Raw genomic sequence first — 24,154 nt, forward strand, 5'->3', positions numbered from 1 at the left:
TTTTGATTAATAAGCTATGAGAAACTTTCTTAAAACAATATTAATTATTAGGTTACTGTCAAATAGATATATAGACTAAAAAACCTTCCTTAATGGAAGGTTTTTTAGTGCTTAATTTAAGTGAGATAGGAATAATATGTAAAAACCTGATAGTATAATATATAATTTTAGGAGAGTAAAAAATATAGGAGAGACCAATTGAGTTATCCATTAAAGGAGATTGCTACATGTATAATTGTAATCAATGTGGAACAGAAATAATTACGCAACTGCAAGATAGATATAGAGAATATTGCCCGAAATGTGAAATGCCTAGGCCGAGTAGCTTATTGTATTATAATTTATATGAGCTGCTGGAATATATGGAAGTTAATGAATACTTGAGTAAGGAAAGTATGCTACATAACTTTCTAAAATGGGAATTTGAGTTAACGAAAGGAAATATATTCAAGTTGTATTTAGATGTAGAAAGATATGATCAAGTCGGTGATGAGAATTTTACAAAACAATTAAAAAGATATATGAAAGGGCTCCGCTCAAAATTAAATGTCAAATATGAGGATGATTATATCTGGGTTAAGGTTAATTAGTAGGAATCTACCTATAGTGTGTTCTAGTTTGAAAAGATAGTAAGAATTAGAGAGGAGACTAATAGTGATGGAAGATTTACAAAAGGCAGTGATAAGATTTCGAGACGAGAGAAATTGGGGGCAATTTCATAATGCAAAGGATTTAGCCATTTCATTGAATTTAGAAGCTGCAGAATTGCTTGAGACTTTTCAATGGAAATCCAGTCAAGAAGCGACGGAGACTAAAATGGAGGAAATGAAAGAAGAAATAGCTGATGTAATGATTTACTTGCTTCTGCTAAGTGACCAGTTAAATATAGATTTAGAAGAGGCAGTACACTCTAAGTTGACAAAAAATGCTGAAAAATATCCTGTAGAAAAAGCATTTGGAAAAAATAAAAAGTATAATGAACTCTAGAAGAGGAATGATATTTTTACATATTACTAATAGCTAATCTAAATAATGAAAGTCTAAATAAAGGTTAAAAGTCATCATTTTGAAACGTTTAAGTAAATGAATAGAAAAATAGTAGTAATATAGTTTTTGAAAATATCTTGATATAAATATACTTTTTTTGTAATATATAGGTATATTATTAGTTTACTTGATTCCGTTTATTCCCACACCTGATGTGTTGTGGTTGAGTTGTAGAAGTAAGTCTTGTTCTTACTTTGATTTTGAAAGGGCTTCTTTGAGCCGATTAGTGTAAATAGCTTATTTTGCTGTGCACAATTAATCGACTTGAGGAAGCCCTTTTTGTTTTGGGTGAAACAAGTATGAAAATGTATTTCTCTATACAATAACAGATTAAAAAAGGAAATTTATATAAGGGGAGAACAATTACGAGTAATTTATTTGTATATGAGGGAATTAGGAGGGGTATATAGTTTTTTTATGTATGAATAGTTCATTGTACAGTTTTATTAATTAAATATTAATGAAAGATAGGTGGGGATGAGTATGAAATTTAAAACAGAGGAACAATTATTAGCATTTACGGAAGGAATTATTGGAAAGAGTTTTAAAGAAATTGATACAAAAGGAATCTTACAAGGAAATAGTAATGATAAAGGAATACTAGGTAAGGTTGTTGAGACAGGATTTTACGATTATGAATTAAATAATTGTCCTGAGGCAGACTTTGGAGAATTAGGAATTGAGTAGAAGGTGTCTGGTTTTAATAAACTTCGAAATGGATCATGGTCGGCAAAGGAAAGAATTTCTTTAAGTATGATTAATTATAAGAATATTATTCATGAAGAATATGAGTTTAGCAAAGTTGTTTCTAAGAACAAAAAATTGCTAATTATTTGGTACGAATATATGAAAGGTGTTCCGTATGGAGATTTTATTATTCGAGATTTTCAACTCTATGATATGTCGCAAGATGAAGCAATAATTAGAAATGATTTTTATACAATAAAGCAAAAAGTGCTAGAAGGACTTGCTCATAAATTGTCCGAGGGTGATACCGTTATTTTAGGGGCAGCCACAAAAGGACAGAAAGGACAAAAAGCCGAACAGCCTAATTCGGAAATCTCTGCACATACAAGAGCATTTTCCTTAAAAAATTCTTTCTTTCGTGGTGTTTTGAGAAGCCATGTAGAAAGAATGGACAGAGGTGAAAAATCTAATGTATTTGTCACACCTGAAGGATACATTTGGAATCAACTAAAACCGTATAAGGGGATGAATCAATTAGATATATTAAATCTTTTTGAGAAGCGTGATCCAGCTAAAAAAATACCTAACAGTATTAGTAAAATGGTATCTAATAGGATAGTAGGTACAGATAAGGAGTTACCAGAGAAGCATGAGGTATTCAGTAAATCTAATTTTCTAATTAAAAATATACCAATTCGAGAAGATAACAGTCCTATAGAAAAAGCAACGTTCAGAACCTTGCAACTTGCAGATTTTGAAACTTCTTGGGAAGAGTCTTCCTGGAAAACATTCTTTGAAGAAGTAACTTTCATATATGTAGGTTATCTAGGTGAGAAAGATGGTAAGAAGCTAGGTAATGGCCAAAGGATTCTGGATAAAATTTTTAAGGTTACATTTACTCCTGAAGAAGTGGATGAGTTTGAGAAAACTTATAACATGATAAAGGAGACAATTGAAACAGGGGACATTCGTAAACTTCCAAAAGCTTCACATGATTTAGGAAAGGAGCTTAAATTGGTTGTTTCAACAAAAGGAAGTGGTACAGGGGGCTATGAGAGATTTTTTGATGATACAAGAGAAACATGCTTTATGTTAAATAATGATTTTATTCATCAGAAGTTTAATGAAGCTGTGATTTTAAAGTAGATACGTAATCGATTTACGAATAAAATACAGCAAAACAATCATATAGAAGTTTCGTAGACGACATAAACGTTCTAATTATAAGCGGAGAGAATGGAAGTCTACTGTAAATCAACAAAAACGTATCAATTGATACGTTTTTGTTGTTGTTTTAGTAAACATGAGGTATGATTTGAAAGGGGAAAGAACTTTAATGCGCATTAGCTTACAAAATAAGGAGACAAAAAAGCACACTAATTTTACAATTGGTGAGGTTGAGCAGTACATATTTGAGTTTAAAAAATTAATTAAAAATAATCGATTTACGATTTCTCGAAATGAAAAAAGGAAAGAGAATATTGAATTTTTAGAGGCTTATAAGATTAATGTTAGTAAAGTGAAAGAGATTCTTCTTAATATAGGAGTACATGATTTTTGTTATGCAGTTGATAATAAAAATCTAAATTTTGCTTATGAAAAATTGTATATCTTTTGTCCACAATATGAGCTAGATAATTGGGGACAAAATAAGTCGGTAGACATATATGTTAAGACGAATCTAATTGAAAATAAGGACAGGAACAAATACATGATTGTTGTTTCTTTTCATAAAAGGAATAAACCAGTCACTTATCTTTTTAGATAAAGATAAGTGACTTATGGTTCTATAATGAGGGAGGATTTATATGTTGGTTTTATGTGAATGTTGTCGAGATATGGTGAAGTATTCTACTAAAGATGTTCCAAAAATGACAGTCATTAGAGGGAAGCAATATCATTACGTGGGTAAAGAAGCAAAATGTGAAGAGTGTAAATCTGAAATATTTGTTCCTGACATTCATGATTATAATTTAGAACAATTAGATCATGCATATAGGCAACAGGAGCAGTTAGTTACTATCTCTGAAATAAAAGAGGTTTTAGAAAAATATAAGATTGGAAAACGTCCATTGTCTTTACTTTTAGGTTGGGGCGAAGTTACCTTAACAAGGTATGTAAATGGGGATATTCCGACAAAGCAGTACTCGGATATATTGAAAAGATTAAGTAGGGATCAATCTTTTATGCTAGAGATTCTGGAAAGAAATAAAGATTTAATTACTCAAAAAGCATATAGGGTCTCTAAAGAAGCAATTGCAAAGCTACAGGAAAATGAGAATTTTACTTCTAAGCAGACTACGAAAATCGAGGAAGTTGCTAACTATTTGCTATATAAAAATGATGATATTACTCCTTTAGCTCTTCAAAAGCTTTTATACTTTGCGCAAGGATTTTGTAGGGTGTTTACTGGAACATATTTATTTGAAGATGATTGTGAAGTAGGAAGTCACGGCCCGGTATATCGAGTTATTTTTGAGAAATACAAAGGATATCAGTACGACAATCTTGAAGGCAATTATGATAGTACAAATCAGTTAACTCAAATAGAAAAGGAACTATTAGATTATGTAGATAATACTTTAGGCTGTTATAGTGGGAAGAGTTTAGAAAAAATGATTTTATTTAACTTACCATGGGCAGTAACTGATCTAGAATTAGAAGATAATAGTTCTGGTAAATCTATCATGGAAAAAGAGGAGATAGATAATTGTTTTAATACAATGAAACAGGCATATAACTTAGTTACTATTTCTCATATTAAACAATATAGTATAAGGGTATTTGATAATATAAACAAATAATTATTTATATTAAATTATTTTTAATATGATTGAAATATCGATTTTTTTACTGTTAACCAAACCCCTGTAAAGGTATTAAAAGATAGTAATAATTACAAAGGATAAGGAGTACAGAATATAGACACTTTTAACATGATGTAAATATGCATAATAAAATGTAAAGTGAATTAATACGTTATATGGTAAAATGATATATATAAATACGTCTTATGAAGTAAGTTTTATGCTTTGGACCTTTAGCTCAGCTGGTTAGAGCAAACGGCTCATAACCGTTCGGTCGTAGGTTCAAGTCCTACAAGGTCCACTTATAAACAAGGAGAAAGCACTCAGATGAGTGCTTTCTCTTTGTTTATAATAAATAAAGGGGATCGTGACATGAAAATAATTGATTTAGAGACAGAAAGAAAATGAAGGAAAAATTAATGGTAACTAAACCAATTATAGAACTAATATATGGATAAAAAAGGGGAATTTAATTTAAAGTAGTGGGAAAAAAAGTTGTTCCACAATCCATGTTTGAGAATTAAACGAATTTTACTTCTTATATGCTGTAGGATTGTTATGTGAGAGATTTCTAAGTATGGAAACCTGATGGATACTAATAAAAGGAAAAACTAAAAGTTATGTTCGAAATGGATGTGAATTTGTAGTGATAATGGTAGATTTCTGTCAATTGTAGTTTTATTTGGCAATGTTTTTAATTAATAAATGGCATTTTCTCAACTTAAAGAAAATGCCATTCTTTATTTATATACCTATAACTAGACTATCTCGTGCAGCTTCAACGACATCTACCGTTATAACATCTAAATTATCAATCTTTAGGATTCTATCTATTTGGGCAAATAACCGATGAATTAATCTGAAATTACCTTTGGTAATCCTTATGATAGTAGTAATAGCTTCATAATCAGAGAAATCTTCTAGCTTTAAATCGATTCCTAAATCACTCCATTTATATTCTAAAATATGATGAGTTTCATCTTTACTTAAATTATCAAATTCATGAGCAAAACCAATCCTCGAATATAACTGAGGATAACGAGATAAACGCTTTTCAATACCTGGCATTCCAATAAATATCATCGCTAAATCATTCTCATCATAAATACTCCTCAGTTGTTCTAGTTGTTGTAACTTCAATCGATCAATTTCGTCAACAATAATTAAATCTATACTATCGTACTCTTTAAACTCACTATATACTTCATCTTCTGATTTAATTTGATTTTTAACTAAATACATTTGTTTTGTTAGTACATGTTTATGACATAGAATATCAATTTGAGATCCGATTCTACTAGGTCTTTCAGCAGGAGCTGTATAAAAAATAGTATTTGATTTTAGAATATCTTCTGTAGCTTTCTCTGCTATACTTGAATCATACTATGTTTGTGAACGTAGATTGTTTAATGAGTTTATGGACAGTATGTTAAAAAAATCAGAACTATGTTACCTAAAAAAACAAGTGTCCAGTATATGGTGATTTACTGGACACTTGTTTAAATTGAAAATTCTAATAACTTACTGCTTTTAAAAATCGTTGAACATCCAAATAAATTTCTTTTTGATTAATTTAGCAAAAGGAATAGTACCTTATATACCCTTTCTGTGGCAATAAAGAAAAATGAAAATTTAGGTTCTTAACATTTCTCCTTCTTCCCAGGAAACAATTAATCGATTCAATCTTCTTAGCCTAGTTTCTTCTTTTTGGGCACTCATTATCCACCAAATAGAATTTCTTTTATAAGAAGGTGGGAGCTGATTATAAAATTTCCAGGAACGTGGATTTTTTTTATTTCATCCTCATGTTCTTTCATTAAAGTAACATTCCTATTGGCTGAAGAATATCCTGTTTTGTCATTTCTTTGATTAAAAACATTCAATCCTTCAGACCTCATTTGATTTAACTCTATCAGTTTATGTACCTTTTCCACATTAACTTTACTCCATAGACTATTTGGCTGACGTGGAGAAAATCTAATTTTATAACTATCATCATCAACTGTTTTTCGTATCCCATCAATCCAACCAAACGACAGAGCACAATCTACTGATTCGGTCCAAGTTAGACTTGCTTTATTGGTTTTTTTCTTAAAAAAACCTACCCAAATTTCACTAGTTGTTTTGTGATTACACTCCAACCAATCAATAAATTCAGTTTGATTCCTAAAAAAAATTACTTGACTCATTTTTTCAACCATTCTAAAATTGTTTGATTAAGCTCTTCTGGTCTTTCTTCTTGAATCCAGTGACCAGCGTCTAAGCTCTTAATGTCTATGTTAGGCACAAAATCTTTTATATTTGGAAGCGGTGGAATAATATCTTTCTCTCCATAAACCATCAATGTTGGTTTATGAATAATAGACTCTACATTAGCTAATAAATGCCAATTACGATTTAAATTTCTATACCAATTGATACTTGGAGTGAAACCTGTCTTATTGAAGGCTGCAATGTAAACAGAAAGAACGTCATCACTCATAACAGGTTCACCTAATTGATTGCTCGCTTCAGCTAGATTAATCATTTCCATTCCTTCAACAGTACCTTGTGATGGAACATTCTTTCTGTATAAGTTACGAAGAAATTGGGCTGTGTTTTCGTCTAATATAGCATCTGCAACACCTGGTTGTTTGTTAAAGTGAACAAAGTAGTAATCATCGCCAAAAACTTCTTCCATAAAATCAATCCAAGGTCTTTCTCCCCGAACTTGGTAGGGCAAACATAAATTAATCATTTTACTAACACGTTCTGGATGTAATAGAGCCATGCTCCAAACAACACTTGCTCCCCAATCATGGCCCATAAAAATGGCATCTTTGTATTGATAATAATCCAAAAGAGCAACAAGATCATCTGTTAAATGTTCAATGTCATATTTTGTGACTTCTTTTGGACAAGAAGAACCTCCATACCCTCGTTGATTTGGAATAATAACGTGATAACCTGCTTCTATAAGAGCAGTCACTTGATTTCTCCAAGAGTAGGCATGCTCTGGCCATCCGTGGCAGAGTATGATAGGTCGTCCCCAATTTATTTCTCCAGCTTCAAAAACTTCTAGTTCCACACTATTAACTGAAATAAGTTTTGGTGTTGGAAATTCATTATTGTTAATCATTTAATATCCTCCTAATTAAACTAAAGTTGTCTTACAAGGACAATATTATCAAAGAGTTTTGACAACAGTCTGTCAGCATTGGAATTTAAAACTCGCTTAACTGTATTTTTCATTCATTAATTTGAGCTTAGATGCAATTTTTTGACGCAATTCTTTTGGTTCTAAGACTTCTATATATTCTCCAAAACTAAATATGAGAGAGAACAACCATTCTTTTTCGGGCAATGTAGCTTTCACAAGAAGTTCACCTGTTTCTAACACAACAACATCTTCTTTATTAAAAACATCCTCCACACGAGACTTCATTATTGGGGAAACTTTCAAGACAACTGTTGTCATCGTTGTTTGCTCATTTAACAATGTCGTAATCTCGTGATATGATTTTTCTCGACGTTCAAATGAGTGATTTTCAATGTGAAAATCACTTATCCTAGAAACTCTAAATATTCTGAAATCTCCTTTTGAAAGACAATAAGCAAATAAATACCAAGTGTAATTTTTAAATACGAGCGACATAGGTTCAACTTTTCTTTTGCTGACAACATTATCATAATTTCTGTAGTCAATAGTCAGCAACTCACTCTGCTTAATAGCTTTTCTTAGCGTTTTAACTAAAAATTTTTGATTTGGAGAGTCTCCATAAGGATGTAAATCAATGATAATTTGTTCCATATGAAGCTTTAGAGAATCCACCTTATTTTTGGGAATTATATTTTCTAGTTTTTCTATGGATGACTCTAATTCAATATCATCAACTGTAGAATTAATATCCTTGAGAACAGAAAGAAGGGAAGACATGTTGTTAAGAGTCAGTACTTGATGATTTATTTTATAATTCTCATAAATGCTGAATCCACCATTATTTCCAGAATGTGAAATGATAGGAATACCAGCTAGATTGATAGTTTCAATATCTCGGTAAATAGTCCGAATTGACACTTCAAATTTCTCAGCCAATTCATTTGCTGTTACACGATTTCTATTAAGTAATATCACAATAATAGTTAACATACGTTCTATTTTCATCGTTTTCTCCTTAAAAAATATTTCCTTACTTTGTAGGTAGATAGTAAGAGTGATTAATTAAATATTATACCTTACAGTGTTGAGATTCACCTTGATTTTGTTTATATACTTAGCCAAAATCATTTACAATATCTTTATACAGTATTCTTGTAATTATTGATAGATAGTTGTATGACAAACATGAATCCCAACCTCATGTTTAATTTCGGAACCTTACTTATAAATCAAGTTATATCTCAAATTACAGTCAACGTCTATCTTAATAATGTACTTTCTAATTGTTTCCTTTGAAATAAATCATTTTAAAGGCCTTAACAATGTGAATTTTCCTTTTTATCGAAATGACTATACTATGATATTCTTCTAAGTTTCGGTGAACAATGTGAATTTTTACATTTTCGTTCAAAATTAAAAAGAAAAATAGTTGCTTTATCCAAATTATAAGATAATTAAGTTAGAAAATTGCTGTTTATTTCTTTAAATTTTGCCAATTAAAAATAAAATTTACAGATTTCTTGTAAAATACACAAAAAGACCGTCACAGTATTGTGACGGAAAATAGAAAAATTCTTATGACTTACTACTATTATTGATTATTTGGAGTTTTTAAAGCCTCTAATACTATTTTGGTTGCTTCTGCAATAAGCTTATCATCGTATTTAGCATCCTCTTTATCATGATTAGAAAGTATCGCAAGAACAATTGGCTTTTTATTTGGTGGCCAAATAATTGCGATATCATTTCTGGTACCATAAGATCCCGAGCCAGTCTTATCTGCTACTTCCCATCCTCCTGGAACTCCAGCACGAATTAAGTTGTCTCCTGTAGTATTTCTTTTCATCCAATCTAATAGTAAATTCCGCTTCTCAATTGAAAGTACATCTCCTAGCGCGAAAGCCTGCAGACTAGTAGCTAATGCTTTTGGGGTACTAGTATCATGAGTGTCTCCTGGATGCACTTCGTTTAATTCTGGTTCAAAACGTTCAGGGTTTGTAACAGTATCTCCTATTTCTCTCAGTGATTTTTTGAATTCACTAGGCCCACCTAATTGTTTAAGAATAAGATTTTGTGCCGTATTATCACTATATCGAAGGGAAGCATCTGCAAGCTCTTTCAGAGTCATACCTGTATCAACATACTTTTCTGTAATTGGATTGTAATTAACAAGATCTTCACGAGTATACAAAATTCTTTGATTGAGATCTTCTATTGATTTCTTTTGTAAAAGCACTCCCACGGCTAGAGCTTTGTGGGTAGAGGCGTATGCAAACCGTTCATTTGATTGATACGTAACGGTTTGATTCGTATCAGTGTCCAAGGCATAAATACCAAGCTTAGCATCAAATTCTTTTTCAAGCTTAGCAAAAGAATGATTAACTGTATTTTCTTGTTTGGCTTGTTTAGGTGGCTCAGATTGAGTATTACTATTGGAACAGCCTATAAGTGTTGCGCATGAAAGAAATAATACAGGTACAATCTTTTTGTAAGGTAACATGTTAAAAAACTTGTTCAAGACTAACATAAATTTTCAACCTCTTTCAAAAATATATGGTTTTTGTCTAGGTGTTCTAAATATCAATACAATTAAAGAGTGTATAGGGTAACACTCTTCTTGCATCACTCTTATTATAAACACCTGTTTTATACGTATAATTAATAGACCATCTAAGTAGCAAGTTTGTTCCATTTAAAGAAATAAGAAGATTCTTTTGGAAATCATCACCTGAAATAATGGACATTTAGAGTAAAGGGGAATTTACTTTAATTCCATAGTTGTGGAAACGTTAAAGTAGAAATGTAATGTTTTTTTGTAAAAAAGAATTGACTTTCGAATCCGTTGTAACTAATATTGTTACATGAAGTGTAACTTATTCGGTTACAACGAATTCCTTTTTTAAGAAAAAAATTTATATATTTAATTAAGGATAGCGGTTTATACGTTGTCGTTCAGTGCAGAAAATTATTACTATATTAACAACTATGCATATTCTTAACGGTAGTATTTTCTGCTTTAGAGCCAAAATGTGCAGTGTTATCTTTTATAAATAATTTTAGTGATCTTTTTTTGGAAGGATTAGTTTTTGGGGAAAATAATAAGGTTGCTAAAAAAGATGCACTTTTACAAACCAAAAAGCTAGCTAAGAATTTTTAAGTGATAGCTGAACTAGCTAATAAAAATAAAGGTAGGAGATTTAAATGGAGAAAAAACAAGATAACCTTATATATGTATGGGACGCATATTGTGGATGGTGCTATGGTTTTTCAGAAAATATTAAAGGATTTTACAAAGGCCACACTGAAATGCCGTTAACAGTTTTATGTGGGGGGTTATTTTTAGATGATCTACCAATAAAAAATTTCTCATATATAGAAGAGGGAAATAAAAGAATTAATCAACTTACAGGCGCAGAATTTGGTCCTTCCTATCAAAAATTGGTGGAAGAAGGTACTTTTAAAATGAATTCAAAAGATGCTGCAATTGGCTTTTCAGCTTTACGCTCATTAGCACCAGACCGTTTGTTAGAATTCACGTCTGCTATGCAAAAAGCGTTTTATTATGATGGACAAAGCCTAAGTGATCCTGAGACATATCGCAAGATTGCAATTGAGCATGGTTTGGACCCTGAACAAGTATTAGAGCGTTTAAATGCGCAAGAAACAATTGTAGATGTCCAAAATGATTTCAATAAGGTTCGACAGTTTGGGGTTAATAGCTATCCTTCATTACTTTTACAAAAAGATAATCAAATTATTCCTATTGGTGGTGGGGTAATGACGCCAGATAAAATTGAAGCACGTTTTAAAAATTTATACTAAGAAAGTTTAGGCTATAGTAGAGACATGTTAGCTTACGCCAACTGACATACATTTCCCGAATATTTGCTGGTGCTATTACACTTTCAGGTGAATTGAAAAGGGAGCTTCTGTCGGAATAAGACAAAAATATGGTAACTAATTAATAACTTTAACAAAAGGAGAATAACATTTATGTTTAAAACAATCGATACAAATCAAAAAGATGTGAAATTAACGGTTTTTAGTTCGGATGAAAAAAGTTTTATGGTCACTGCAACCTTAGTTGAGAAAGCAGGACATGCATTTTTAATAAACTCAAAATTTACTCAATCTGATTCGAAAGAAATTGTGGATTATTTGAAAAATAATAACTTATCTCTAGATAAAATCTTTATTATCCATGGGGATCCTGATTACTATTTTGGGTTAGAAAGTATTAAAGCTGCTTACCCAGATGCTATAGCGTATGCTACAGAGTCTACGGTTGAACATATTGTTCATTCTGTATTAGGGAAATTGAAAGTTTGGAAAGATGCACTTGGAGAAAATGCACCAAGTAATGTGGTATTACCTCAAGTGTTTAAGGAAAAATTTATTGATTTTCAGGGACTAACATTTGAACTAGTAGGCTTAGATCATTACAGAACTAGCTTATTTAACAGAGAACTGAAATTATTAATTGGGGGAATAGATGTATTTAACGAAATCCATCTATTCTTAGCAGATACTAGTTCAAAAGCAGCAATGGAGGCATGGATTGAGAACTTGAAAGTGCTACAGGCTTTAAATGCGGACCTAATTGTACCGAGCCATGGATCAATTGAAAAATCCTTAGATAATCAAGCGATTACTGCAACTATGGATTATTTAAGAACTGCAATTCAGGCTTCTGAGGAAAGTAAAACTTCAAAAGATTTTGTAGCAAAACTTGAAACAGCATATCCAGGCTATGCTAATAAAGGTGTATTAGAATTAAGTGCAAAAGTTGTAACAAAAGAAATGCCTTGGGGTTAATGCTATGAATAAATATCAAAAACTATTACATGAAACGTATGTGTTAACTGGCGAGGGGAAAATGGATGCTTTCAAAACGTATTTAAGTGAAAATGTATCTTGGACAGAAGCTGCTGGGTTTCCATATGCGGGCACTTATGTAGGTCCTGATGAAGTAGTGAAAAATGTACATGAACGTCTTGGAACTGAATGGGATAACTATAGCGCTAAAGATGAAATTTATGCTTTTAATAACAATACTGTTATTGTGTATGGAAAATATAGTGGAACATATAAAGTAACAGGGAAATCATTCATAGCAGATTTTTGTCATCTTTATGAGTTTGATGAGAACGATAAGGTTAAAAAGTTTATTCAAATCGTGGATAGTGCAACTGTTAATGAGGTATTAAGTTAGAGTTACTAGTTTCTAACATGCCTCGTATAGGGAGTATTGTTAGGAAAGATGGATTTTCCTAACAATATCTCTTACATCATATTCTGGGTAAAGTTTAGCGAGTGTGTTATCGAATATGAATCATAAAATTAGAAGAGGTAGGTATATATGAAATTAGAGAAAAATTTAATAGTAATAATTATTTCTATGTTTATTTTAGGAATTGTGTCGACTTTGATATTTCAAACTTCAACTGGTAATACCAAAGGTCATTCAACAAAGAGCGAGAATGTTGCAACAGTATCGAAAGATAATGCGACAGAAAAAGAAAAGAATAAAAAGATGGTAGTTGATTTCTATAATGAAGTTTTTAACAAACATAATATTGATATTATCCCTAAATATGTAAGTGAAGATTATAAGCAACATAATCCTTTTGTTGCTGATGGACGAAAAGCCTTCATGGATTTCTTTAAGGAGGACTTTGTAAAAAATCCAAATTCCTCTGCAGAGATTAAACGTGTAGTAGCTGAAGGAGATACAGTTGCTCTTCATGTACACTCTCGTACTAATTCTCAAGATAAGGGAGTTGCTATAGTGGATATTTTTCGTATAAAGGATGGGAAGATTGTTGAACATTGGGATGTAATTCAAGAGATTCCCAATGAGGCAGCTAATAATAATACGATGTTTTAAGATGAGTAAAAATAAAGGGATGCCCTAGATATGTTACTAGGACATCCTTTTTTGTTTTAATAAGATTTAATCTAATATGGTGTATAGGGTACTTATTATATGTATTTTTTATTACCGCACAAACCATGCCTAATCAGTATTTACGAGTTGCGCTATCCTCTACAAACTCATTAGAAGATTTGAAAACAGGGTTAGAAATACTAAAACAATATCTCGGCTAGTTTAAAAAGAATACAGCAGACATTTACTAAGATAAAGGAAAATGCTATTTAACAGTAAAATTGTAGTAAAAACTCTTCTATAGGAAAGAAGAGTTTTTGTGTGAGTCTATAGCGTTCTGGAGGGAATTAGTATTTTTATCATTAATAACAGTAAATAATTATATATAAATATAATGTATTTATGTTATTATGTTTATGTTGGAAAATAAAGTATATTTTTATTCGCAAAAATAATTAGGAGAAGAAGGGGAAATAGCATGAAAATGAAAAAAATGATTTTAACAGGTGCAGTACTTGCAGCAACAACTTTAACATCTTTAACAAATGTACAGGCAGATACAACATTTAAAGATGTTCCTACTAATCATTGGTCATATAAAGCAATTATGGATCTAAAAGAGAAAAATATCGTAGCTGGTTATGGAAATGGCATTTTTGGTTTCGGCGATAGTATTACACGTGGTCAAGTTGCTAGATTGCTTTATGTATACTTGAAACCAGTAGATGTAGATGCTAAATTTCAAAATCCATTTACGGATATAAAAGGTTCTATGTTCGAAAAAGAAATCTTAGCAATCACAAATGCAGGGATTATGCGCGGATATGGTGATGGAAAGTTCGGGCCAAATGAGGTCCTAAATCGTGAACAATTGGCAGCTGTTCTAACACAAGCATTTCAATTAAAAGCAACAACTGTCACAACTTTCAAAGATGTTGACAAGAATTATTGGGCTACGAAGGCAATCAGTGCAGTGCAGGAAAGTAAAATTGCTGCTGGTACAGGAAGTAACTTATTCGAGCCAAAAAGAGTTGTAACACGTGAGCAATATGCACAATTTCTATACAATGGAATTCAAAGTGTGAACAAACCAGAAACAAAACCAGAAACAAAACCAGAAACAAAACCAGAAACAAAACCAGAAACAAAACCAGAAACAAAACCAGAGACAAAACCAGAGACAAAACCAGAAACAAAGCCAGAAACAAAACCAGAAACAAAGCCAGAGACAAAGCCAGAAACAAAGCCAGAAACAAAGCCAGAAACAAAGCCAGAAACGAAACCAGAAACAAAACCAGAGACAAAACCAGGAGTAACACCAATAGGTATTCCAAATGCGCTAGTGACAGATGATTTTTTCTTTGATAGATATTCAATTGAAATTTCACCTGTAAGAGAGCAATCTATTTCTAAACAAGGTCAAAATCTTGTTACTGAAGTAAATAAGAAATATAATGCGAATTTAAGATATAAATACGTAGCATCAGAAATTGATCTATATACTCCTAATTTGCCAAGAATGATTGATTCTCATGGTTCATTTTCGTTTGTTGGGAAGGATGCAGATAATTTCTATTTCGTGTTTGTCGTTGACAAATCAACTGTTGAGCTAGCGAAAAACTGGATGCATATGATAAATCCGAATTTCACACTTGATAAAGAGATTGATAGACTAGTAAATCCAAGTCCAGAATTAAAAAAAGAAATTGATAGTTTTGTAAAAAATAATAAGGATTATATCAATCGTTTTGAAAAAGATAATCATAGCGTAGAAATAGGTATAAGTCCTCTACATTCAATAAGCCCTGGAGAGTCTGTAGTTACTCTAAATCCAGATTACTCTATATTACACGTTTCTGTAAAAACAAAATAATATTTAAGTAATGTATCGATTTTCGTACAGGGAAGTATGGACAATATTAGAGGTTAAAGATTTTTCGAAAAAGACCGACTGTTATTGAAGTGCACCCCAATTGTTAGACACATAATTAACAATTGGAGGTGCATTTTTATATTCGATTTAACTGTATAGATTTTTTAAACAATAGATACTATTTCATTTCTTTTGCTTTAACGATGGAGCATTCTCTTTTTCTCTTCAGCGTTTGAACCAATAATTAAAATGTCTTAATTCCTTTAGCAAGGCTTGTAAAATTCCAACAGTTCAACTGGAATATTATTTTTGTATGCTATACATGCTTTTGTATCACCAGGCTGAATGGTCCTTTTGTCAATCAACAAAAGCGCAGCAAATGTATTTGCTTCTATCTCTAATTTATCAACGGAAAAGAATGTATTTTTACGTAGAAAGGGTGTATTTGCATGAGTATGTAGGACCGCATGTCCTAATTCATGAGCACAAACAGTTCTCTGCATAGATGGAGACAAATGAGTATTAATAACAATGAAACGATTTCTTTTTTCATATTTATAAAAACCATTTATTTCTTCATGTAAATCCCATGTTAGTACATGTATTTTTAAGTAATCAGCAAGCTCATAGGGGTTTGTCGTGTTGTATTTGGTGCTAAGTTGTTGGACTAGATCTCTAATGACGAATTTCAATGTATTCCCTCCTAAGCTCGCATCAGTTATCGTCTGGCTTACGATATTTCTTAGGCACGTATTTTTTATTGATTACTTTCGTTTGTTTTACAATGTAATCCATTGCATCTAATAGTGATTCTACAGCTTCTTGACTCATAGGTTCACCAGAGAACATTAACCCATCTTCTCCTTGAAGGTCTTTTTTTATTTCTTCCATTCTTTTTGCTATGTCTTTCTCATCTTTTGGAGTTAATTGCTTCTTTTTTTCGTCCGTAACATCTCTTCCTAGTAAAAAGTCAGCTGAAACTGAAAAGCAATCCGCTAATTTAGTTAGAACATCATGTGGAGGGAATCTTTCTTCAGATTCGTAGTAGCCTATCATTCTTTGGGATACTCCAATTTTTTCAGCCAGTTGTTTTTGTGTTAAATTTTCTTTTTTTCGTAAGGATTTTATTCTAACTCCTATCACATTGTTCACCTCTCTAATTGAACTAATTGTTCTTTATAGATTCATCTTAGCACAAAAAGTTCTTTTTTGCATTGACAAAGAACAATAAGTTCTTTAATCTGTATTTAGAACTAATTGTTCTTACGGAGGTGGACTAATGGGTAAAAAAATGTACGATCTGGAAAAGAAGTTATATAAAGAACTTGCTAGTTATTGTGGAGTTACAGAGCGTTATATTCGAATGATTGATCAAAGAGAAAGAACCCCTTCAATGAGAATTGCTAAAAAGATTGCACAGTTTTTTGAGATGAGTGTAGATGATATTTTTTTTAATAATAAATCGAACTTTAAGTTCTTTTTAACTTCGTGTTGGTGTGAAAAGGGTGGAAAATAGATCTTGTAATGAGAAAGTTAATGGTATTGAGTACCGAACTTTAAAGGTAGATATTTGTTCTTAACAATAATGGAGAGGTAGATACTATGGGGATTTTTAGAGTTAAAAAGGATAATAATTATTCCGTCATAAATAATACAGGATTAAAAGATAAAAGACTTTCTTGGAAGGCGAAGGGGATATTAGCATACATACTTACACTTCCAGATGATTGGGTGTTTTATAGAGAGGAATTATCCCAGCATGCAAAAGATGGTATTAACAGCTTAAGAGCTGGAATGAAGGAATTAAAAGAGTATGGATACATTAAAAGATTTCCGATTAGAGATGAAAAAAATAAAATTGTACGATGGGAGACGCTTATTTACGAGATCCCAGTGGATGATTTTCCACCAGTGGAAAAACCATCCGCTGGAAATCCTGTTGCTGGTAACCTACCGGTGGATAATCACAAGCTACTAAATACGGATATACAAAGTACTAAAGAACTAAATACGGATATACCAAATACAAATTATCATCATGATAATCAAGATAAATTACTATCACAAAGATTGATGGATGAAGATTTTAAAATAGCTTATAGCTATTTGCTGAAAAACGGTATTCCGTTAAGTAAAACAGCTATCCCAGAGCTCGGTGAATTTTGCGGAGCATTGGGAATTGAATTGATTTTTGAAGCAGTAAATAGATCTATTGATGAAAACGTACCAAAGTGGAGGTATGTACGTAGAATTCTTAAAAATTGGGAAATTCAAGGGGTCAAAACACTAAATGATATTGCTAAATCAGATTTGCAGTTTGATCTTAAAAAGAATAAAAAAGAAATTGGTTCAGGATATATCAAACGAATTGAAATGGTACCGGAATGGTTGCATCAAAAAGAAGGTGAAAATCCTAGGGAACAACCAAAAAAAAATACTCAATCAAATATAGATGAGGAGCGTGAGAGATTAAAGGCTTTATTAAAAAAATATAAAGCATAGGAAACATCTAAATGTTTAATACAATTGGGGCCTGGAGTTAGTTTACCTTTGTGTTACCAATAAAAGTAGATCCTAAATAAAGATAAGTGGGTGAATTATTTTATGTTTGACTGGCTGAAAGATTATCAGAAACTAGAAGAAGAAATTGCATATTTAGAATATAACTTAGACAAATCAAAAGCAGAGTTAAAGCGCTGGACTAGCGGAGACTTGCAAAATGTACGATTAACTGCTGAATCGGAAGGCGCTAGGGTAGAAGATCGGATTGAAGCTATTGAATATGAATTAGGACATAAGATGAATGAAATGTTCAATTTAAAGGTTTTAATTAATAAGTTTGCAGGATTAGATCATCAAATACTCAAAATGAAGTATGTTGATGGAATGACTTTAGAACAAATAGCGTTTGACTTGCATTATAGTACAGGCTATATCCGACGAAAACATGCTGAAATAAGAAAGATTGTCAAGTTTTTAGATGGATTTTAATGTTACCTTTTTGTAGGATACATGCGGTGTACAGAAAGTCTTGAAAAAGTGATTTATAGTAGTAATATAAGATTTCGACGAAAGAGCAACTATTTTTATGGTTGCTCTTTTTGTTATGAAAGAAGGTGAGCAACATGAAGTAATTTTATAGATTAATGGGCATTTGACTTATAGTCGTATTTCGTAAAGTAGTGGTATTTTAGACAAAAATAATAGGGAAATAAGGAGATGTTTAATAATGAGTATATTAGCTGCTTCAGCTAAAACAAAGAATCTGCCACAACAAGTGTTACGTTGGCAATCGATGGTAGAAAGTGAATGTTCTGCACAAGGTGTTTCCGAGTTGGTTCCTTACGTACTTGGAATCATTATGGTGGAAAGTGACGGGAATTCTGAAAAAACACCTGATATTATGCAGTCAAGTGAATCACAAGGCTGGCCAATGAATACAATTAAAAATCCTAAAGATTCAATTTATTATGGAGTAAAGCATTTAAAAGGAGCTTTTGATGATGCGAAAAAAAATGGTATTACAGATTTAAGTGCCATTGTTCAATCATATAATTTTGGACGAGCTTACCTTCGCTGGTTAGCTTCTAACAATAAACAACATTCATTACCGGTAGCGGATCTGTACTCTAAAACGGTTGTTGCGCCATCACTTGGAAATACAACAGGTGCCATGGTTCGATATAGCAACCCGATTGCTGTGGCCTACAATGGCGGTTATCGATATAAAAATGGCGGGAATTTTTTCTACGCTGAAATTGTAAAACAATATGTAGATTTTACTGCAGGCGGTGTTCCGCAACCAGAAGGAATTGGGTTCGCAAAATCAATATATTGGGAAGGATATGGTATTAACTATTACGATGGACCACACGGTAACTATATTGCGGACTTTACGACAGCAGCAGAGGTATTATACTGGGATGCGTACTGGGGAGAGGATAATGATGTTTGGTTAGACCTAGGTAGAAGCCGTTGGGTAAAAGCAGAGCATTATTATTGGAGACCCTTCAAAGCAATATCAAAATTTCCAGAAGGATATGAAGTAAGCTATTGTGATGGAATTGACGGAGCATACAAAGGCAGTATTAATTCAAAAGAACCGCTTACAGTATTCTTCCGTAAAGAAGGCTGGATTGATATTGGTGGGAATCGTTGGACACCAGAGAAACACTTTGACATTGTAGATATTCGATAAAAAACAACTCTGTAAAGAGTTGTTTTTTATCTTTAAACGGTGCTTTAGGCAAGAAGAGTTAGTTATATAGAATAATAGCTTTCAATATTTTTTGCTAATTTCAGTGACATTTAACTTATGGTTACAAGATGGATATTTTAATAGTAGATAACAATAGGGAAATGTTCGGTCTTGTTCATTTTGAGGTTGGAAAACCTACAATATATTTAAAAATAATAAATATAGACAATATAGAAATAGAAAGGAAGATTTATATGGCAACATTTATTTATCCAACAGATACAACGAGAGTAACAAGTGGTTTTAGGGGTGACAGACCTGATCATCATGGGATAGACCTTGCACAAGCAGGTTATCATCCAATTTATGCAGCAGCTGGTGGGCAAGTTAGTCGTTCGTATTTTTCAACTAGTTACGGCGAGTGTATTATGATTGTCCATAATATTAATGGAGTTACATGGGAAACCGTATATGCTCATATGCGAAGTGGCTCCCGTACAGTTAAACAAGGTGATTATGTTACACAAGGACAAACAATCGGGGTTATGGGAGAAACAGGAGAAGCCTATGGTCAGCATTTACATTTTGAAATGCATAAAGGCAGCTGGAATATGAATAAGAGTAATGCTGTGAATCCGTTAGACTACTTGGGAAAAGGTGGCGTTGTTGGTACACCGCAACCAGAGGGGATTGGGATGGCAAGATCAATATACTGGGAAGGATACGGCATTAATTACTACGATGGACCACACGGTAAGTATATTGCGGACTTTACGACAGCAGCAGAAGTATTATACTGGGATGCGTACTGGGGAGAAGATAATGATGTTTGGTTAGATTTAGGTAGAAGCCGTTGGGTAAAAGCAGAGCATTATTATTGGAGACCTTTTAAAGCTATATCAAAATTTCCAGAAGGATATGAAGTAAGCTATTGTGATGGAATTGACGGAGCATACAAAGGCAGTATTAATTCAAAAGAACCGCTTACAGTATTCTTCCGTAAAGAAGGCTGGATTGATATTGGTGGGAATCGTTGGACACCAGAGAAACACTTTGACATTGTAGATATTCGATAAAAACAACTCTGTTAAGAGTTGTTTTTTTATTCTTAAATTTTTATAGGAGAAAGAGGGCGAATGGAAATGAAGAAAATTGCAGATTTATCTCATCACAATAATTCAATAAATTGGGCTGCAGCTAGTAAGGAGCTAGACCTTGCTATTATACGTGTACAATATGGATCTAGGACAATTGATAAACGTTATAAAGAGTATGTGCAAGGCTGTAAAGACTATGGTGTCCCATTTGGGCACTATGCTTATGGATGTTATGTAAGTGTTCAGGATGCTATTGTAGAAGCAAATGATTTTATGGCGCGCGCTGATAAAGAAGCAAAGTTTTTAGTATTAGATGTAGAAGATGATACATTAGCAAGTTGTGGAGCGGCTAACTTAGCAAAAGCTTCGCAGGCATTTATTGATACATGCCGTGCAGCAGGCTGGAAAGTGGGTCTATATGTATCACACCACATGTATACAAGCTATGGACTAAATACTGTGAATGCGGATTTCCTTTGGATTCCACGTTATGGAAATAAACCAGCGTATAGTTGTGATTTATGGCAGTATACAGAAACAGGTAGTCTTGCGGGCGTAACTGGTAATGTAGATTTAAATTATTTAAACGGTGAAAAATCTCTTGAATGGTTTACAGGCAAGGGTGGCGCTGTTGGTACACCGCAACCAGAGGGGATTGGGATGGCAAAATCAATATACTGGGAAGGATACGGCATTAATTACTATGATGGACCACATGGTAAATATATTGCGGACTTTACAACAGCAGCAGAAGTATTATACTGGGATGCGTACTGGGGAGAAGATAATGATGTTTGGTTAGATTTAGGTAGAGGCCGTTGGGTAAAAGCAGAGCATTATTATTGGAGACCCTTCAAAGCAATATCAAAATTTCCAGAAGGATATGAAGTAAGCTATTGTGATGGAATTAACGGAGCATACAAAGGCAGTATTAACTCAAAAGAACCGCTTACAGTATTCTTCCGTAAAGAAGGCTGGATTGATATTGGTGGGAGTCGTTGGACACCAGAGAAACACTTTGACATTGTAGATATTCGATAAAAGGTTAAGGTTCACTCATATGAGTGGCTATTTGTTTTGGAATCTGGCTATGACCAGGAATAAAAAATGGTACTATTGTCTTGAACTACGTTGTTTTCATGCCTCGATTCAAGAATGAAAGGATTAGATCAGAAATCAGTTTGTTTAAAGACCGCATAGATGCTGAGACTATTCTTTATAAAGATATTAGAAAGCACGTATTTAAGTGAACAAAGAGAAAATCATTGTAGATTTTAGAGTAGGAATTTATACCTGGCTTTGCCAAAGGTGTATGGTTTAAGTGGAAAATTAATAATTATAGACCGGGCGTATAAAAACTATGGAGTGATACAGGTTAGGAGCTTCGTATTCCGGATGTAGAATCAGTAAAGAAATTATTGATTTAGTTAATATAGATATTGCATCCATAAAAAATAAGAATTAACAAAAATAACAACTGAAAAGAAAACTTAAACGGAGCAGCTATCAGCTGCTCTATTTTTGTTTTTAGAGGGAGAGAACAAGATGACAAATCCTATCCAAAATAAACATCCAGAGGACAATCAATTACAGAGCCAAATTATTAATCAAATCATTCCAATCTTAGAGAAGTTAGTTATGCAATTCATTCAAAATCCAGCTCCGAATGAGGATATGATACCAGGTAATGATAATAAGTTTATGGAAATTGATGATGTTGTAGATAATTTAGTGAATGCTGGGATTATTACCGCTAGCAATTTTAATGTTAATGTGGAGCTATTTAGAGGTAGTCCAATTACGGTTTCCATTGTTAAAGCAGGTGATCCAGCAGTAGAAGTTCCTGCACAAGTTAATGTTGGGGATTCTATCGAGGGACATATAGAAGAGACAGATAAAAAAGAAGGAACTAAATAATGAAACGAAAAGCCAAGCGTATGTAATGTAGGATTTTTTATTTTAAATCAAATAAGAAGTGGAAAGAGGTGCAATATGGATGGTATACAAGAGGTGAAAGGCGATGTTCAGGAAATAAGGAAAGATATTAAGGACATACGATTAGAGCTTAGAAGTTTAGAAATGCGGACAACAGGTAATGAAAAAGACATTATTAATATCAATAAGCAATTAGATAAGATTAGCGCTAATACAACATGGATCTTACGCCTTATTATTGGTGGTCTAATTGGAGCAGCTTTGACCTTTCTCTTGAAAGGTGGCGGTATGTAATGATTGAAATTACGGCAATGATTGGGGTTGTTATAGGGTTATCACAAATTGCAAAAATAAATGGATTGCAAACGAAATATATCCCGATATTTAATTTGACGCTTGGCATTATGCTAGGTGTTTTATTTTTGTCACAAGATATCAAAATGAATATATTTCAAGGAATGATTATCGGATTGTCAGCAAGTGGATTGTTTGACCATACGAAAATTATGAAAAAAGATGACAATAGGAAATGAAAAAGAAATAGAAACATATTTTATCCATAGTTGTTGCTGGTTTTGTAGATGCAGGATTTATGATTGATGCGAAAGTAACTGTCAATGGATTGTCACAATTTGAACTACTCACCACTTAACGTCCTTACGGACTGTTTGAAGTGGGAGATTCCTGCGAACACCGATGTATCCAACAGTTATCTTAGCAGGCGCCGCCCGTAGTCCCTACGGTGAAAACATAAGCATCTTGTACGTTGACTCACCACGCTTCCTACTTTAGCTTGGTTTTCGCAACTTCAGCAAACGTGGGGCGAAAGAACGTTGAAGATTTTACGGTTGCAACGTTTTTCTGCAACCAACCTCATATCTTCAGTTTTCAAAGAGCAATCTGTACAAGTATATGGTAGCAAACATGTTGGCTTATGCCAACCGACATTCATCTCCCACCTAAAATTGGTGTTTTACACCTTCACATTTTTGAGGAAGGAGTCTTTTGTCGGAAAACGATAAAGTACACAATAGCAAAGGAAAAACATACTATGTAACAGCAAATGAAGCCTATGTGTATGTGAAGTGAAAAAGAGCCGTTTCTTTTAGTGAAGGGCTCTTTTTATGTTTGTTTAATTATGCTTCATCTGCCATGCTATCTGGAAAGTCTTCTTTATTTTTTATGCAGCTTAAAATTCTAGTGGATGAACAATCAAAATGTGAAAACAAGAAATGCCTAAAATACAATTGAAACTATAATCCAGAATCAAAGTAAAGCCCATGCAGATTACGTTAGCATGTGGAATGCAAATATATCTGAGATGTTCCAAGTAATAGAGATATAACTTAACAAAATTGTTATTTGAATAAAAAAACCCCGTTTATCTACGGGGCTTCTAAGGGCAAATGTCAAGCAATGACGTACTCGACTAATTAACCATATCATGAATTTTTTGGTAAAAGTACTGGTAAATGTGTCCAAAT

At 32.7% G+C, this 24,154-nt stretch carries 26 protein-coding genes, 1 tRNA gene and 3 pseudogenes; 22 read left to right on the plus strand and 8 right to left on the minus strand.

What is annotated here, in order from left to right; all coding sequences use genetic code 11:
* Window positions 1-227: 227 nt before the first annotated feature.
* The 7 genes from MKO96_RS12565 (at window position 228) to MKO96_RS12595 (ending at window position 4,842) form a co-directional block, all read left to right on the plus strand.
* A complete protein-coding gene (locus MKO96_RS12565; RefSeq protein WP_240587610.1) occupies window positions 228-590 on the plus strand; it encodes a hypothetical protein in 363 nt (120 codons plus the stop codon).
* 67 nt (window positions 591-657) lie between these two features.
* Window positions 658-987 (plus strand): nucleotide pyrophosphohydrolase, encoded by a 330-nt coding sequence (locus MKO96_RS12570; RefSeq protein ID WP_240587611.1) that lies wholly within the window; start codon window positions 658-660, stop codon window positions 985-987.
* 543 nt (window positions 988-1,530) lie between these two features.
* Window positions 1,531-1,734, plus strand: a complete 204-nt coding sequence (locus MKO96_RS12575) for a hypothetical protein (protein WP_240587612.1) — start codon at window positions 1,531-1,533, stop codon at window positions 1,732-1,734.
* Window positions 1,735-1,737: 3 nt separating this feature from the next.
* Complete coding sequence (locus tag MKO96_RS12580) at window positions 1,738-2,880, plus strand: MutH/Sau3AI family endonuclease (RefSeq protein WP_240587613.1); 1,143 nt, start codon at window positions 1,738-1,740, stop codon at window positions 2,878-2,880.
* A 190-nt stretch (window positions 2,881-3,070) separates the two neighbouring features.
* Entirely contained in the window at window positions 3,071-3,502 is a 432-nt protein-coding gene (locus MKO96_RS12585; protein WP_240587614.1) for a hypothetical protein, read from the plus strand.
* A 40-nt stretch (window positions 3,503-3,542) separates the two neighbouring features.
* Window positions 3,543-4,538 carry a type II toxin-antitoxin system antitoxin SocA domain-containing protein gene (locus tag MKO96_RS12590; protein ID WP_240587615.1) on the plus strand — a complete coding sequence of 332 codons (996 nt, stop codon included), beginning with the start codon at window positions 3,543-3,545 and terminating at the stop codon, window positions 4,536-4,538.
* Between the two features lie 230 nt (window positions 4,539-4,768).
* Window positions 4,769-4,842, plus strand: a tRNA-Ile gene (locus tag MKO96_RS12595).
* Window positions 4,843-5,285: 443 nt separating this feature from the next.
* On the opposite strand, the pseudogene MKO96_RS12600 reads toward MKO96_RS12595, so the two are convergent.
* From MKO96_RS12600 to bla, 6 genes and pseudogenes are all read right to left on the minus strand, one after another.
* A pseudogene (locus MKO96_RS12600) lies at window positions 5,286-5,759 on the minus strand (AAA family ATPase); the annotation flags it as partial.
* Window positions 5,760-6,173: 414 nt separating this feature from the next.
* Window positions 6,174-6,275: pseudogene (locus MKO96_RS12605) on the minus strand (YdeI/OmpD-associated family protein); the annotation flags it as partial.
* Window positions 6,260-6,730: a YdeI/OmpD-associated family protein gene (locus tag MKO96_RS12610; RefSeq protein WP_240587616.1), complete on the minus strand. Its 471-nt coding sequence runs from the start codon at window positions 6,728-6,730 to the stop codon at window positions 6,260-6,262. The pseudogene MKO96_RS12605 and the gene MKO96_RS12610, both read right to left, overlap by 16 nt.
* Entirely contained in the window at window positions 6,727-7,659 is a 933-nt protein-coding gene (locus MKO96_RS12615) for an alpha/beta fold hydrolase (RefSeq protein ID WP_240587617.1), read from the minus strand. Before MKO96_RS12615 ends, MKO96_RS12610 begins: the two co-directional genes overlap by 4 nt.
* 96 nt (window positions 7,660-7,755) lie before the next feature.
* Window positions 7,756-8,685, minus strand: coding sequence for a helix-turn-helix transcriptional regulator (locus MKO96_RS12620; protein ID WP_240587618.1), 930 nt, complete (start codon window positions 8,683-8,685; stop codon window positions 7,756-7,758).
* A 586-nt stretch (window positions 8,686-9,271) separates the two neighbouring features.
* The gene (gene bla, locus MKO96_RS12625) at window positions 9,272-10,198 is read right to left on the minus strand and encodes a class A beta-lactamase (protein WP_483298323.1); all 927 of its coding nucleotides are present in this window, start codon (window positions 10,196-10,198) and stop codon (window positions 9,272-9,274) included.
* Window positions 10,199-10,881: 683 nt separating this feature from the next.
* Between bla and MKO96_RS12630 the strand changes: the two genes are divergently transcribed.
* The 5 genes from MKO96_RS12630 to MKO96_RS12650 all read left to right on the plus strand — a co-directional run bounded on the left by MKO96_RS12630 (window position 10,882) and on the right by MKO96_RS12650 (window position 15,440).
* Window positions 10,882-11,502: a DsbA family protein gene (locus MKO96_RS12630; RefSeq protein WP_240587620.1), complete on the plus strand. Its 621-nt coding sequence runs from the start codon at window positions 10,882-10,884 to the stop codon at window positions 11,500-11,502.
* Window positions 11,503-11,673: 171 nt separating this feature from the next.
* On the plus strand, window positions 11,674-12,495 hold the full coding sequence (locus MKO96_RS12635; RefSeq protein WP_240587621.1) for an MBL fold metallo-hydrolase: 822 nt from the start codon (window positions 11,674-11,676) through the stop codon (window positions 12,493-12,495).
* A 4-nt stretch (window positions 12,496-12,499) separates the two neighbouring features.
* Complete coding sequence (locus MKO96_RS12640; protein ID WP_087952270.1) at window positions 12,500-12,892, plus strand: nuclear transport factor 2 family protein; 393 nt, start codon at window positions 12,500-12,502, stop codon at window positions 12,890-12,892.
* A 147-nt stretch (window positions 12,893-13,039) separates the two neighbouring features.
* Window positions 13,040-13,567 (plus strand): nuclear transport factor 2 family protein, encoded by a 528-nt coding sequence (locus tag MKO96_RS12645; protein WP_098586435.1) that lies wholly within the window; start codon window positions 13,040-13,042, stop codon window positions 13,565-13,567.
* 478 nt (window positions 13,568-14,045) lie between these two features.
* Entirely contained in the window at window positions 14,046-15,440 is a 1,395-nt protein-coding gene (locus MKO96_RS12650; protein WP_240587622.1) for an S-layer homology domain-containing protein, read from the plus strand.
* A 263-nt stretch (window positions 15,441-15,703) separates the two neighbouring features.
* Here the strand turns inward: MKO96_RS12650 and MKO96_RS12655 are convergent, their stop codons facing one another.
* Window positions 15,704-16,132 carry an ImmA/IrrE family metallo-endopeptidase gene (locus MKO96_RS12655; RefSeq protein WP_097951985.1) on the minus strand — a complete coding sequence of 143 codons (429 nt, stop codon included), beginning with the start codon at window positions 16,130-16,132 and terminating at the stop codon, window positions 15,704-15,706.
* Between the two features lie 22 nt (window positions 16,133-16,154).
* The gene (locus MKO96_RS12660) at window positions 16,155-16,583 is read right to left on the minus strand and encodes a helix-turn-helix domain-containing protein (protein WP_240587623.1); all 429 of its coding nucleotides are present in this window, start codon (window positions 16,581-16,583) and stop codon (window positions 16,155-16,157) included.
* Between the two features lie 136 nt (window positions 16,584-16,719).
* Here MKO96_RS12660 and MKO96_RS12665 point away from each other — a divergent pair, with 136 nt between their 5' ends.
* The 10 genes and pseudogenes from MKO96_RS12665 to MKO96_RS12710 all read left to right on the plus strand — a co-directional run.
* On the plus strand, window positions 16,720-16,956 hold the full coding sequence (locus MKO96_RS12665; RefSeq protein WP_240587624.1) for a helix-turn-helix transcriptional regulator: 237 nt from the start codon (window positions 16,720-16,722) through the stop codon (window positions 16,954-16,956).
* Between the two features lie 86 nt (window positions 16,957-17,042).
* Window positions 17,043-17,942, plus strand: a complete 900-nt coding sequence (locus MKO96_RS12670) for a DnaD domain-containing protein (protein ID WP_240587625.1) — start codon at window positions 17,043-17,045, stop codon at window positions 17,940-17,942.
* Window positions 17,943-18,044: 102 nt separating this feature from the next.
* A complete protein-coding gene (locus tag MKO96_RS12675; protein WP_240587626.1) occupies window positions 18,045-18,431 on the plus strand; it encodes a hypothetical protein in 387 nt (128 codons plus the stop codon).
* 238 nt (window positions 18,432-18,669) lie between these two features.
* Window positions 18,670-19,638 (plus strand): lysozyme family protein, encoded by a 969-nt coding sequence (locus MKO96_RS12680; protein ID WP_116349125.1) that lies wholly within the window; start codon window positions 18,670-18,672, stop codon window positions 19,636-19,638.
* A gap of 254 nt (window positions 19,639-19,892) precedes the next feature.
* Window positions 19,893-20,714: a M23 family metallopeptidase gene (locus MKO96_RS12685; RefSeq protein WP_046955425.1), complete on the plus strand. Its 822-nt coding sequence runs from the start codon at window positions 19,893-19,895 to the stop codon at window positions 20,712-20,714.
* Window positions 20,715-20,780: 66 nt separating this feature from the next.
* On the plus strand, window positions 20,781-21,776 hold the full coding sequence (locus MKO96_RS12690; protein WP_240587910.1) for a GH25 family lysozyme: 996 nt from the start codon (window positions 20,781-20,783) through the stop codon (window positions 21,774-21,776).
* Between the two features lie 504 nt (window positions 21,777-22,280).
* Window positions 22,281-22,652 carry a hypothetical protein gene (locus MKO96_RS12695; RefSeq protein WP_097951978.1) on the plus strand — a complete coding sequence of 124 codons (372 nt, stop codon included), beginning with the start codon at window positions 22,281-22,283 and terminating at the stop codon, window positions 22,650-22,652.
* A gap of 75 nt (window positions 22,653-22,727) precedes the next feature.
* Window positions 22,728-22,964 carry a hemolysin XhlA family protein gene (locus MKO96_RS12700; RefSeq protein ID WP_097951977.1) on the plus strand — a complete coding sequence of 79 codons (237 nt, stop codon included), beginning with the start codon at window positions 22,728-22,730 and terminating at the stop codon, window positions 22,962-22,964.
* Window positions 22,964-23,203, plus strand: a complete 240-nt coding sequence (locus MKO96_RS12705; RefSeq protein WP_098198332.1) for a holin — start codon at window positions 22,964-22,966, stop codon at window positions 23,201-23,203. The genes MKO96_RS12700 and MKO96_RS12705 overlap by 1 nt, the downstream gene beginning before the upstream one ends.
* A 475-nt stretch (window positions 23,204-23,678) precedes the next feature.
* Window positions 23,679-23,759: pseudogene (locus tag MKO96_RS12710) on the plus strand (N-acetylmuramoyl-L-alanine amidase); the annotation flags it as partial.
* Window positions 23,760-24,154: the final 395 nt, after the last annotated feature.

The organism is Bacillus sp. ES1-5 (assembly GCF_022487605.1).
Lineage (GTDB): Bacteria > Bacillota > Bacilli > Bacillales > Bacillaceae_G > Bacillus_A > Bacillus_A wiedmannii.